Annotated in this window: 10 protein-coding genes; 1 reads left to right on the top strand and 9 read right to left on the bottom strand. The window is 67.4% G+C overall.

Annotated features, from left to right (window positions below; translation table 11 throughout):
* Positions 1 to 28: 28 nt before the first annotated feature.
* The 5 genes from AB5J50_RS00350 to AB5J50_RS00330 all read right to left on the bottom strand — a co-directional run bounded on the left by AB5J50_RS00350 (position 29) and on the right by AB5J50_RS00330 (position 6,853).
* A complete protein-coding gene (locus tag AB5J50_RS00350) occupies positions 29 to 448 on the bottom strand; it encodes a hypothetical protein (protein ID WP_369253779.1) in 420 nt (139 codons plus the stop codon).
* Between the two features lie 596 nt (positions 449 to 1,044).
* A complete protein-coding gene (locus AB5J50_RS00345) occupies positions 1,045 to 2,289 on the bottom strand; it encodes an IS256 family transposase (protein ID WP_369253777.1) in 1,245 nt (414 codons plus the stop codon).
* Between the two features lie 236 nt (positions 2,290 to 2,525).
* Positions 2,526 to 3,098, bottom strand: coding sequence for a hypothetical protein (locus AB5J50_RS00340; protein ID WP_369253775.1), 573 nt, complete (start codon positions 3,096 to 3,098; stop codon positions 2,526 to 2,528).
* Between the two features lie 867 nt (positions 3,099 to 3,965).
* The gene (locus AB5J50_RS00335; protein ID WP_369253773.1) at positions 3,966 to 6,221 is read right to left on the bottom strand and encodes an NB-ARC domain-containing protein; all 2,256 of its coding nucleotides are present in this window, start codon (positions 6,219 to 6,221) and stop codon (positions 3,966 to 3,968) included.
* A gap of 278 nt (positions 6,222 to 6,499) precedes the next feature.
* Entirely contained in the window at positions 6,500 to 6,853 is a 354-nt protein-coding gene (locus AB5J50_RS00330; protein WP_369253771.1) for a hypothetical protein, read from the bottom strand.
* A gap of 303 nt (positions 6,854 to 7,156) precedes the next feature.
* Here AB5J50_RS00330 and AB5J50_RS00325 point away from each other — a divergent pair, with 303 nt between their 5' ends.
* Positions 7,157 to 7,300 (top strand): hypothetical protein, encoded by a 144-nt coding sequence (locus AB5J50_RS00325; protein ID WP_369253769.1) that lies wholly within the window; start codon positions 7,157 to 7,159, stop codon positions 7,298 to 7,300.
* Positions 7,301 to 7,515: 215 nt separating this feature from the next.
* Here AB5J50_RS00325 and AB5J50_RS00320 read toward each other — a convergent pair whose 3' ends face one another.
* From AB5J50_RS00320 to AB5J50_RS00305, 4 genes are all read right to left on the bottom strand, one after another.
* Complete coding sequence (locus AB5J50_RS00320; protein WP_369253767.1) at positions 7,516 to 9,672, bottom strand: hypothetical protein; 2,157 nt, start codon at positions 9,670 to 9,672, stop codon at positions 7,516 to 7,518.
* Between the two features lie 201 nt (positions 9,673 to 9,873).
* A complete protein-coding gene (locus AB5J50_RS00315; RefSeq protein WP_369253765.1) occupies positions 9,874 to 10,221 on the bottom strand; it encodes a helix-turn-helix domain-containing protein in 348 nt (115 codons plus the stop codon).
* Positions 10,218 to 11,345: a tyrosine-type recombinase/integrase gene (locus AB5J50_RS00310; protein WP_369265262.1), complete on the bottom strand. Its 1,128-nt coding sequence runs from the start codon at positions 11,343 to 11,345 to the stop codon at positions 10,218 to 10,220. Before AB5J50_RS00310 ends, AB5J50_RS00315 begins: the two co-directional genes overlap by 4 nt.
* Before the next feature lie 117 nt (positions 11,346 to 11,462).
* On the bottom strand, positions 11,463 to 11,867 hold the full coding sequence (locus tag AB5J50_RS00305; RefSeq protein ID WP_369253763.1) for a hypothetical protein: 405 nt from the start codon (positions 11,865 to 11,867) through the stop codon (positions 11,463 to 11,465).
* Positions 11,868 to 11,888 lie beyond the last annotated feature (21 nt).

Genomic DNA, 11,888 nt, shown 5'->3' with positions numbered 1-11,888 from the left:
TCCGGAGCCGACCGCGGTGGGCATTGGATCAGGTGCGGAGCTCGAGGTGCTGTTCAAGCCGACTGCGCAGACGCGCAGAAGCTCCACGAAGAGCCCCGAGTTGTCGCACTTCTGCCGCCGCAAGTTCCGTCCGTCCTGCCAGCGCAAGCACCGCGGCATAGGGCCGTTCGCCCTCGGCGAGCTTCGCCGCCACGGCGTCACGGACGGCTCGCAGCACTATTCGGTTCGCGCTCGGATGCTCCGCCAGCAGGCGAAGGAGCCTGTTGTCGTTCCAGGCACTGTCTTGGGCCGTGCTCAGCTCCAGCAGAGTGCCAAGCGCCGTGGCGGGATTGGCGGCCAGCGCCTGCCAGACAAAGGGGTACGGACAACGCGCGAGTCGATGCAGAACGGCGCTGTCGTTCTCGGCACGCGCCAGTTCGAGGTAGTCGGCAGGCGTGTGCACGGACATGGCCCCTCGGGTTCGTCGGGGCAATCATCCTGTCATCAGGACTCGGTCACCCGTGTGCGGGGGCTCTAACCCCAACCGGCCAAGATCGTTACGGGACAGCCCTTAGCTGCGCGGTATGCAGCGATGCAGCAGATTGGAAGTTCAGGCCTGCACGCTGGAGGAGCGGCTCGGATTGAAGGTGGGGGAGGGGCCATTCAAAGGCCAACCCAAGAGGTCGCTCGGAGGCATGCTCGGTCCGCCGGCGGCTGGTTTGATAGTCTACCTCGCCACCGCGCTCACCTGGTTCTATGTTGCAGGCTCCGGGTTTTCCTGGTGGTCGGAGACTTCGGAAGCATGGTGGCTGCTAATCGTCTACGCAGGGGTGCTACTGGTCACTTGGCCTGTGCTTTCGTGCTGGCTCAGCAAGGCTGCCAATGGTCTTCAGACAGAAGGTGACTGTCATCCGCGCCGCCAACGTTCCCTCAGAGAGCGGCTACACGAGGCGTATCGCCGCCTACTCGACTTTGTCCGACGTCATCGAGGTGCGGAACGGCCTGAGGACAAGCCGCCGGGCTCGAGTTCCTGAACGATGGGTCGTGTCCCGCGGGGTGGTGTAGTCACGGCAGCTGTTTCGGTTCCGGTTGTGGGGTGATCTGCGGTTCGGGTTCGGGTGGCTTGGTGGTGAAGAGCTCTGCCATGGAGGCTTCGGAGAGGTAGCGGCGGTCGAAGACCTGCCATTCGTCGTGGAGTTCGGCCAGGACCGCGGCGGCGAGCCGGTCCAGGGCGGCGGGGTTGGGAAAGACCTGGACGACGTCGGCCCGCCGTTTGATCTCCCGATTCAGCCGCTCCAGCGGGTTGGTGGACCAGATCTTCTTCCAGTGCGCCGGCGGGAAGTCGGCGAACGCGGTGATGTCTGTTGCCGCATCCAGCAGCATCTTCTTGACCTGCGGGAACTGCCGTCCGAGCATGTCGGCGACCACATCCAGCTGGGTGCGGACCTGCTCGCCGGTGGTCTGCGCGAAGATGGTGCGGATGGTGGCGGCGACCATCTCCCCGGAACCCCTCTCGATCACCGAGAACACGTCCCGGACGAAGTGAACCCGGCACCTTTGCCAGGCCGCGCCGAGGAAAACGGTGCGGATCGCGGCCACCAGACCGCTGTGGCTGTCGGAGATGACCAGCTGGACGTTGTCCAGGCCGCGGGCCCGCAGGCTGCGCAGGAACTTCGTCCAGAACGGCTTCGACTCACTGTCGCCGACCATCAGCCCGAGGATCTCGCGGTGTCCGGTGGCGGAGATCCCGGTCGCGATGACCACGGCCTGCGAGGCGATCCGGTGGTTGACCCTCGCCTTGCAGTAGGTGGCGTCCAGGAAGACGTAGGGGAAGACGGTGTGGTCCAGCGGCCGTTCCTTGAACGCGGTCAGTTCCTCGTCCAGCTCGCCGCAGATGCGCGAGACCTCGGACTTGGAGATCCCGCTGTCCGCACCCAGTGCTTTGACCAGGTCATCGACCGAGCGGGTCGACACCCCGTGCACGTATGCCTCCATCACCACGGCGAACAACGCCCGGTCGATCCGCCGCCGGCGTTCCAGCAACGACGGGAAGAACGACCCGCTCCGCACCTTCGGGATCTTCAGATCCAGGTCACCGGCCTGCGTGGTCAGCAGCCTCTCCCGGTGTCCGTTGCGCCAGGTCGTGCGCGTCTCGGTGTGCTCACGCGGCCCGGCACCGATCACATCGGTGGCCTCGGCCTCGATCAGCTCCTGCAGGATGCGCTCGCACACCACCCTGATTGCCTCAACTCCATCGGCCCGACGTAGTGACTCAAGCAGCCGCATCAGCTCAGACTGGGACAAGGCCATCGCGTGCTCCTCCGGTCGAACTGCCGGTTCACCAGGGAGACTTGCGCGATGGCCTGCCCTTGCTCAGGGAGCATGCACCGCCAGCGGATGCACGCCCCGGGCAGACACCCGCGCGTTCCGGGACCCTGCCCGGCTACACCACTTCATGGGACGCGATCTGACGAATGTGGGCCATGGCACCTCAGCTACTGCGCGCTTACTGTCGAGGACCGTCTCTGCTCGACCACAAGCAGTTCCTATTGGCGTGAATTCTTACCCCGGAAAATGACTCGGAGCGCTTCTTGCGGTCGGGCTCCTCGTCGCTGCGCAGCCCCATGTCCTTCAGGATCCGTACCGGGCGGCCGAGTTCGCGCTTGAGGCGGTCGACGATCGGCGTCCAGGCGCTGGAGACCACGCTCTCCTTGGCGCTCTAGCGGCAGTACGGGCTGCCCATCCGGGGGGAAGCGTCCGTACGTCGCGGTCTCGGTCAGCAGACTGCGCGGCATCCGGGTGCCATCCGGGCCCGGCATGGTGCGGGTGACCTCCCGGTGCCGGTCGGCTGGCACCCCGAAGGCAGCGCTCTGCAGTGCGGCGAGCTCGGACATCCCGGGATATCGGATGCCGTTGGAGACGACCGGAGGCCACTCCAGCACGGCGAGGCTGGAGTGGTAGGAGATCACCCGGTCGTCCACACCGGCGGCCTGGGCGGCTTCCATGAACGCGGCCATCATGACCGCGCTGTCCTTGCCACCGGACACCTGGGGCGCCGACAGGTCGTAGGAGGTCAGATCGGGCGCGGCGGGCAGGCGGTGGGCGTAACGCGAAGACATGGCAGCTCCAAGGAGACGAGAACGGGAGGGCGGTTGGACTGGGCGCCCGATCGCGGACGCGGTGCCGGCGCACTGGTTACGCCGCTGCAGGCTCGGGGTCGGGACGCTTGGGGTAGGGCCGCAGCACGGGGAGACCAAGCTCGATCTCCTCCCGCTCGCGGCGGGTTCGGCCGAGCCGGAACACGTAGCGGCACGCACCGAGGTGCCGGATGTTGCGGGCGCCGACCGCCGCAGGGCCTCACGCAGCCAAAGGGCCGGGTCGCAGCCGGGCCGCGGCCGCGGAGTGCCGAGCGCCACGAGCTGGGCGGCGGCGTACTCGTGCCCCTGCTCCCGGCGGCGGATCTTCTGCGTCGCCCGGGCGGAAGCGCGCAGGTTCGTGGATTCTCGGAAGGTCGGGACCGGCAACCCGCACGGGTACAGGCCATTTCCCAGGATTGCGCGGTGGGTTCGGCTCGTACCCGACGAATGGGCTACTAGCTGATGCGAGAACGATTTCTGGTTCTCGGGTCGTGTCTGATCGTGTGCGCGCAGAATGAAGTATGGGGACAGACCAGGTCGAGGAGATTGAGGAGCCGGAACCCGGCGGCGTCCGCCTGCGCCAGGGCGTGGTGGAGATCTTCGACGGCGAGGAGCGGCTGCTCTACACAGACGACGGCGAGTCGGCCGCGTCGCGGGCCCGGCGGTCTTCAACGCGCGCCGGAACATCGATCGACTGCGTCACTGCCAGACCCGGTCCGCGTCAGGCTGGCTGTGGTCGTTGTCAGGCTGGGCCGGCGTCGGCTGTACCACTGACAGATGACTCCTGGATTCACCGACGGCACGGCAGATTGACGGAACGCCGTGGTTGTTGTGTCTCGTGAGCAATCGCTACCCGCTGGGAGGACCATCGTCTCCCGCTCGGCTTCGCCAGCGAGCGAGGTTGTCTCGTGTGGCAAGAGTGTCGAGGTGATCAGGGCCTAGCACTCGTAATTGATCTTCTAGTACCTCGGCGCATCCGCTGACAGCGGTAGACACATCGCCTGACATTCCCTGGTAGTGAGCTAGACGTCCCCGAATCCCCAGTGTGTCGGGATGATCAGGCCCCACCACTCGAATCAGGTTGGGAAGTAGTTCAGTGAGCATGGTGGCAGCACCGACTGCATCTCCTGTCTCGCCTCGCCAGTGAGCAAGGTTCCCCTGGTCTGAGAGAGTGTGAGGGTGGTCAGGGCCCAGTATCCGCATCCTGTCTTCCACCAGCTCGGCGAACAAAGCAGCCGCACCGACTGCATCACCCGATACCCCTGTCCACCATGCGAGGATCGCGCGGCTGGACAGGGTTTGGGGGTGATCTGCGCCCATCACACGGACCAAATCGGGCAGTAGTTCTGCCATGGCAGAGGCAGCGCCAGGGGCATCCCCCGCACCTCCCCTCCATCGAGCGAGTCTGCTCCGGGCGGTGAGCGTGTCAGGGTGATCTGCGCCCATCACGCGAACCAAGTCAGGTAGCAGCTCTGCGTACGCGGTAGCAGCGCTAGTCGCATCTCCTGACATCCCCCGGTAGTTAGCAAGATAGCTCCGGGTGGCGAGCGTATCGCGGTGATAGGGACCCAACACCTTTGTCATGGTCCCCAATAGCTGCGCAAAGGTCGCCGCAGCACCTGCCGCGTCCCCGGCCTCCGCCCGCCATAAGGCCTGGCCGCGCCGGGCGATTAGGACTTGGGGATGCTCCGCGCCCAGACGGGCTTCGGCAGCGTCAGCAAGATGAGCGTAATGATCGCGGGCCTCGATGGTTTGTCCGATTTCACCAAGGCTCAGTCCAACGCGATATAGCAATGAATGTACATCAGGTAGGTAGAGGGAATCTTCGGCGCAGCGCGCGAGTGCAGTCGCATTGGCGCGCAGGATCTGGGCAAGGGTGGTGTCGCGCTCAACGGCGGGCCAGGCGGTGACCAAGGCATCGGCGGCGGTACGCGCGAGCTGATTGCGTTGGTGAACAGTGAGGGTGTCACGAGTGGCGCGCTGAATGAGCTGGTGAACACGGACGGCCTGGTTCGGAGTGGCAGATGTGTGGTCGATGAGGTTGAGCCGGTGCAGGGCCCGCAGGGCGCGCATCGCGTCCCGGGGGGAGATCGGGCTCGTTTCCTTGGCGATCTGCGGGCCGGTTGGGGTGCGGTGTGCGGTGAGGCAGGTGAGGACGGGGGGACTGGTCAATACATGCTGAGGGATGCCGTTGGGGTCGAGCAGGGCGGCTATTTCGAGCATGGGGCGGGCCAGGCCCGTGGGACGCAGGGTGTCGGCGCGGTCGATGGAGAGGGACCAGGCTGCGGCGAGGGGGAGAGTCTGTTCGTCGGGGAGGTGGTCGGGCGCGGTGTCGGCGAGCGTGGTTGTGCGGTCGGCGAGTAGTGCGCGGTAGATGGACAGGTCCTCGCCGGAGTCGATGAGGTAGGCAGATGCCTGGGCGAGGGCCAGGGGCAGATTTCCAAGTTCGTTGGCCAGGATGGCGAGTTGGCCGGGGGGCTCTTTTCGGCCGTGGGCGGCCAGGGACGTGGTGAGGTAGGCGAGCGCTTCGCTTTCCCTGAACAGACCGACCTCGATCAGGCGGCGGGTGTCTCCGGTCAGGGCGGCGTCGCGGCGGCGGGTGGTGACTAGAGTCCGGCCGTGGGGGCTGGTAGGCGGCCATAGGCCGCGTAGGTCGTCGGGGTCAGCAATGTCGTCCAGGACGATCAGCCACCGACACGGCTTGGCTCGAGCCTTCGGTGTCAGCCAGGCAAGAAAGGCCTGGGCAGCTTGTTCGGGGTCGTCAGGATCGGCCTGGCATAATTCGGCGCCAGCTTGCGCGTAGCCAGTCACGATCGGCGAGCGGGCGCTCGCGGTGACCCAAACCAAAACGTCGAGGCTGCCGTCCTGCCAGGCGGTGCGGGCGTAGTCGGCGGCGAGCTGGGTTTTGCCTACCCCGCCCATCCCGGTCAAGACCTGGCCCAGCACGGTGGTGCCACTGCTCTCGACCACGGTCCGCAGATGGCTCACCTCGACGCGGTGCTGGAAGGACTGCGCCCTGGAAGGGATGACACCGACTTGGTGCGGCCAGGGGACCGGCTCCCGGGGCACCCTCTGCTGCACCACGGTCAGTTGATTGATGCTCACCTGGTGGATGTAGCCGGTGTTGGCCAGCCCACCCTCGGATGCTGTTGCGTCCCCGGTACCTGATACCCGTATGGGAGGGGTGGGGACGCCGTCGGTACGTGGCGCTGGTCCCTGGTAGCCGGTCACCGCGGTGGCTCCGAATACAGCCGCAGCGTTCCCTGTGTCGGTCACCGCTGCCTCTGTGTCGGCGGTGTCTATGTGGTCGACTGGACGCTTGCGCATTCCGGCCACGCGACCGTTCCTCCTTGGCTTTCCGTCCTGTGCCTGGGCCGAATCGGTCAGGTGTAGTCGATGCCGCTGACAGCGCTACTACCGTCGCCGGTGGCGGTGGCGTCCCCGGTGTTTCCCGACCGAGCCGATCCGCCGCCCCGGCCCTTCGGACGCCTGACACCTGTGACGGCTCTTCCTCCACGGCTTGCTCGGGCCTGTCCAGTCCTGACCGCCGTGTCATCCGTGTGGTTTTCCGGGGACTGGAACAACGCCCACAGCAGCGCGGCGATGCCAACGGCCGCCTGGATGGAGGCCCCGGTCAGCTGCCCCCTATCAGGGTTGTTCAGGAGCCAGACCACTGGCGTGGATACGACGCCGACTGCTGCCAGCACGATGACCGTGATCTTCCACCACTGCGACACGATGGCCCTTCCCTCGCCGCGACACGCCCTCCGACCGGCTGGCGGCCCGCCACTTCGTGATGTCCCGTGACGGTTTGTCTGAAACAAGCACGCCTCTCGGTAGCACGGTGGTTCCCGCGTACATGGCCTGGAATTGGCTGAGACAGGATCCGATGCCGAGCGCGGCGCCTCCGCCCCAGGGCTGTGTCCAATGTGGTGAGGCGGACGAGCCGTTTGCAGCAGCAGATGGAGGCTGCGAGGCCGAGAAAGGAAGGGTAGTTGCTGGCCAGTCCTGGTTGCCTTCTGGGCGGAGTGGGCCGGCCCGTGCAAGTGATGATGCCCGTCCTGGAGGCGATCTCAGCGCAGCACGCGGAGACGATCGAGGTCATCAGGCTCACCATCGACCAGAACTATCTGACTCCCCAGCAATACGAGGGCGAGACCGTCCCGACATTGTTCGTCTTCTAGGGCGGAAAGGTCGTCAAGTCCACGGTCGGGGCCACGCCGCAGAGCAAGATCAAGAGCGAGCTCCGCGACCTCGTCCTGGCGTAGGAGGAAGACGTGAAGGGCCTCGCCCCAGTGCGCCCCGACCTTCGACACCGAAGGCAAGACTTCGTCGGCCTGCCCGCCGAGTAGACGGTGCGTGCGACCGTTGCTGAGGCCGCGCGGCGAAGCTCCCCCGGCTACCGGGGCAGCTTGGCGGTGCGTTCGGGGTGGGCGGCGGTGACATAGCGCATGGCGGTCTGCTCGGTGATGCCGAACAGGCGCATCAGCCGGAGGGGATCGGCGCTCTCGGCTGCTTCGTTGAGGATGCGGTCCTGACGCAGACCGCTCAGGGTCAGCCCACGGGGCAGGGCCCCGCTCAGCAAGCCGATGCTGACGGGCGGATGGTCGGGGTCGACCGCGGACTTCTGGCTGACCAGCAGATGGGGGTTGGAGGAGGCGGGCCAGCGCTGGTGGCGGTAGACCGTCCAGTCGGCGGCGAGTTGGTGGGTGAGTTCCTCCAGGTAGAGGGTGTGGCGCAGCAGACCGCGCCGTACTTCGAGGGTGCCGCGGGAGAGATCGAGGCCCGTGGTGTGCAGGGTCCGGATCTCCTTGCCGGGCAGCGCGTGGACGGCGGCGAGGGCCACGACGAGGCGGCCGAGCGGTGTCGTGGCCTGATCGAGCAGCCCCATCAGGAGGTCGGAGGGGATGGACTTCGGGATGCCCTTGATGTCGCCGACCGGGAGGTCCCGGGCGGGGTTGCGGAAGATCATACGTTCGCGCTTCAGCGCGCGGAACAGGCTGCGCAGTGCCGTGGCCAGCCCTCGGCGGGCGTAACCGGACACCCCGTCCACGACGGCCTCCACTTGGTCCTTGGTGATCTCCCTCAGTGAGGTCACGCCGTCGGTCGTGGTCCAGGAGGCGAGGGTGGGTTGGAGGTTGGTGAGGTAGCGGCGGATGCCGTCGTACCCGCGCGGCTCGCCCTCGCGGGGGCCCTGTTCGCGCATGGCCTTAACCCAGGTGCTCACTTCGCTCGCGACGGGCTCCGGCAGCGCGGTGAGGGCCGACTTGATCCACGCCAGATCCGCGTCCCGATGCAAGGTGGGGTCCTCCACCAGCAGGCCACGAACGCGCAGGAACTGGCAGACGGGCTTGGCGGCGAGGTTCACGTCGATCCCAGCCAGGTCGTAGACGTCGCGCTCGAAGACCGCCGTGTCGGCGCCGAGCCAGTACAACAGGATCGTGAGCGTGCGTGTGTTCTTCCGGTAGTCCGGCCGCTGCCCCGGCCGAGTGCGGGTGAAGTCCTCGGCCAAGCGGCGAGCGGTCGCGGTCAGCGGCGGCTCGCCCAGAGGCATGCTCCGTAGCCGGGCCAGCACCGGGGCCCAGTCACGCCGGATCGTGAACAGCAGCATCTGCCCGTGGCTCGTATGCAGAGCAGGTCGTCGCTCGTCGTAGTTCGGGACCTCGCTGTCGCCAACCGGAAACGCCTCGAACGGCCCGCCCTTGCCGGTCGGCATCGAGATCACCAGCTGCGTGAACCGCTGGGAGGCGGGACGGGCTTCGTCGAGGAGACGGTAGGGGTGGCAGCTGCGGCAGCGGCCGTCGCGCAGTGCCAGCCCGTCGCGACTACAGCGGCAGCACCGGCCCCGCTCCGTCCGCTCCCGCCAGTGCCGGCACGGATCACAGACGAATCCTGCCCGCCGACCGGCGGGAATCCAGGCGTGGCAGTCGGCGCACTGGCGCGGTGCCCGAGGCGGAAGCGGCGCCAGATCTGTGCTGTATGGGGTGCGAGCGGGCTGATTCCTCCCGGAAAACCGCATGGGCTTGGGCGCCTCGTGCAGGAGACCGGCCCGCAGCAGGATCAGGCGGACTACGTCCCCGTTTGCTGGCAGGTCCCGCAGCATGGCCTCGGGGAGCCGCTCGGCACCCTCGGCCTCGCGCACGGCCAGGGCGAGGCGGACCATCTCGGCGACCTTGCGGCGCCAGCCCGCGGTCAACCCGTGCTCGGCCTCCATCGCCTCGATCACTGGGCGGACTTGCTCCCACCCGGCGACCGGCCGACCTACGATCGCGCTGATCGTGGCGTCGCCCAGCACCCGGGGCACGGTGAAGAGCGGGACCTGACCGTGTACCTGTGCCTCCAGCACCGGCGGGCCGACGGGAGCGGCCCGCTGCTGCCGGAGCTTGGTCCACCACTCAACCCCCACACTCCGACCATTCTTGGTGGGCCGGCGCAGCGGCCGAGCCGACGCCGACCGGTCGGCGTACGTGCCGCCGACCGTGAGTTGGACCGGCCGCGGCCGCGCCTCCTCCAGACCCAGGGCCCACTCGGCGTCTTCCTCAACTCGGATCGCCATGAGGCACGGCTTGCACAGCCCGTCCGTGTTTAGGTGTGCCTCGTGCCGGCACCGCGGGCACGCCCCGCGCTTGGGGTACTTCCTCGCCCAGGGTCGGCACCCGTCACACACCCGATACCAATGCACCACCAGCCACCCCAGGCACACCGGACAACTCCGCGCCAGCCCCTCCCCACGATCCCCCGCCACCGGACAGCCCCCTCAACTCGGCGGGAGTGAGCGCGGCCCGGCACCACGACGGCCGCGCGGCACCGGCCGTACCGGGCCCGCTCCCGGCCCTTCTTCGGCGCCGACCGCGCGCTGACCGGACTCCGGCGCCGCCTGGCCCGCCGCGAGCGGCTCGGCCTGGAGCAGGTCAGCGACCGTGCAGTTCAGCGCGGCGCACATCTTGTCCAGGTCATCGAGGCGCACCGTGACCGGCGTGCCGCTCCACAGTGCGGCCACCTTGCTCAGCGACGGGTTGAACCCGACCTGCTGAAAGGCGGCGAGCACCTCGGTCGGCCGCCACAGGTCCCGCTGGGCGGCCACCATCCGCAGATTCCATTTCACCGAAGGTTCCCCTTGTCCATCACCAGTCGCTGGGCCGCCCGGGAGCTGGCCGCCAGATTCGCGAGCTCCGGGTCAGCGTGCGCAGTCGCCATGTACCGAAGAGTCGTAGTTGCCCAGTCGTGTCCGAGGACCTTCTGGACCTCCCAAAGTGTCATCCCACGCTCGTAGTTGTGGGTCGCGCAGGCATGGCGCAGCAGGTGCGGAAACAGGTCGGTGACTGGGCCCGTCAGGTAGTGCGCGGCCGCGGTGTGCAACGCCTTGCGGAACGTCGAAGACACGATCGCCGGCGCGATCGGCACGTTCAGGTCGGCGATCGCCTTCGACTTGCGCTCCGAGGGCCACAGCGGTGCCCGCGGGTGCTCCGCGTCGTCTCCGAACTCGCCCCGAATCTCCTCGATATACCACCACAGCAGGGCACGGCCCTCCTGGAACAGATACGCCTCCCTCGGGCGGGGACCGGAGCCCCGGGCGCCCTTGCCTAGGACGACGAAGCGACCCCACTGGCCGTGCTCCCAGTGGATGTCACCCAAACACACCCCGCACAACTCCGCTGCCCGGACGCCGGAGAGGTAGGCGACCTTCGTCATCACGTAGTCGCGACAGGCGACCGCGTACTTCCGTGCGTTCGGCAGGTCCTCGCGCCAACGGCCGAAGAAGTCTTTCATCGCCCTCTGGGACGGCGGGATGCGCAGCCCGAAGTCCCCGCGGTGACGCGGCCGGTTGAACGGGTCAATTGGCGACTCGACGGAGGTACCGAAGCGGCGCATGATCTCACCGGCGTAGCGCTGCTCCAGGAATGCGAAGTACGCGTCGATCTTGTTGATCTTGCCGCGCAGGGTCGACTGGGCCCGCTTGCCCGGTCCTGCGAAGTATCGGTCGACCTCGCGGGAAGTCAGCTGCCACGGAACGGTGCCGTAGAACTCGCAGACCTCGATCACCGGTTTGATCAGCCCGTCCAGCGTCGTGGGCGCCAGACCTGCGGCATCGCGCGCCCACTGGTACTCGGACAGCGTGTCGAGGAAAAAGCTCTCCTCGTCGTGCACCGAGATCCGGGCCTGGCGCCGCCGTTGCAGCGTGACCACGTCCGCGAGCCCGGTTTCCACCGACACGTCGGCGGGGTCTATCACGACCGCCGGGTCCTGAGCCGGGGGCACGAGAGTCAGCACGCGACTTTCGGAATCTGCCACGAGAACGCATATTACAGCGATCACTCGCAGATTTTGCGAGTTACTGCCGAGATGTCACGTCAGAGGTCGGGGCGAGCCGATGCGGTGGTCTACCTGCTGAGATGCGGCTTCGCGGTCGTCGGTCGTCCCACGGGAACCCGCGCATACTCCACTATTGAAGACGGTGCCGTCCGGCAGGAGCTTCACCGTCCGCGCGGTGGCCCGGCCGGCGTACACGGCGTTCGTAGCGGCGTAGATCGTCCCCACGTGCCCGGGCATGACCAGGACCCCGGTAGAGGTCCGCCGCGGGACGGGATCGGCGAAGGAGACGACGCCCCGTACCCCGTCGGCGTGCAGGGTGCGGAAGCAGCGCGCGAGGAACCAGCTCTCCGAATTTCCGGGGCATTCCGGCAGGAGCACGAACCGGGAGCACTCGACGGACTGGCTGAAGGGGGTGTTCTGCGCACCGGAAACAGCCATCACCACAGCACAAGGCCCAGT

This window comes from Streptomyces sp. R35, assembly GCF_041053035.1.
Lineage (GTDB): Bacteria > Actinomycetota > Actinomycetes > Streptomycetales > Streptomycetaceae > Streptomyces > Streptomyces lutosisoli.
The sequence above is the reverse complement of the archived record's forward strand: the minus strand, read 5'-3'. Positions and strand labels throughout refer to the sequence as shown.

What these genes read in the sequence shown, in the direction of transcription:
- AB5J50_RS00320 (WP_369253767.1), bottom strand. Translation starts at nt 9,672, where the DNA reads ATGGCGATCCGAGTTGAGGAAGACGCCGAGTGGGCCCTGGGTCTGGAG.
- AB5J50_RS00345 (WP_369253777.1), bottom strand. Translation starts at nt 2,289, where the DNA reads ATGGCCTTGTCCCAGTCTGAGCTGATGCGGCTGCTTGAGTCACTACGT.
- AB5J50_RS00350 (WP_369253779.1), bottom strand. Translation starts at nt 448, where the DNA reads ATGTCCGTGCACACGCCTGCCGACTACCTCGAACTGGCGCGTGCCGAG.
- AB5J50_RS00305 (WP_369253763.1), bottom strand. Translation starts at nt 11,867, where the DNA reads ATGGCTGTTTCCGGTGCGCAGAACACCCCCTTCAGCCAGTCCGTCGAG.
- AB5J50_RS00340 (WP_369253775.1), bottom strand. Translation starts at nt 3,098, where the DNA reads ATGTCTTCGCGTTACGCCCACCGCCTGCCCGCCGCGCCCGATCTGACC.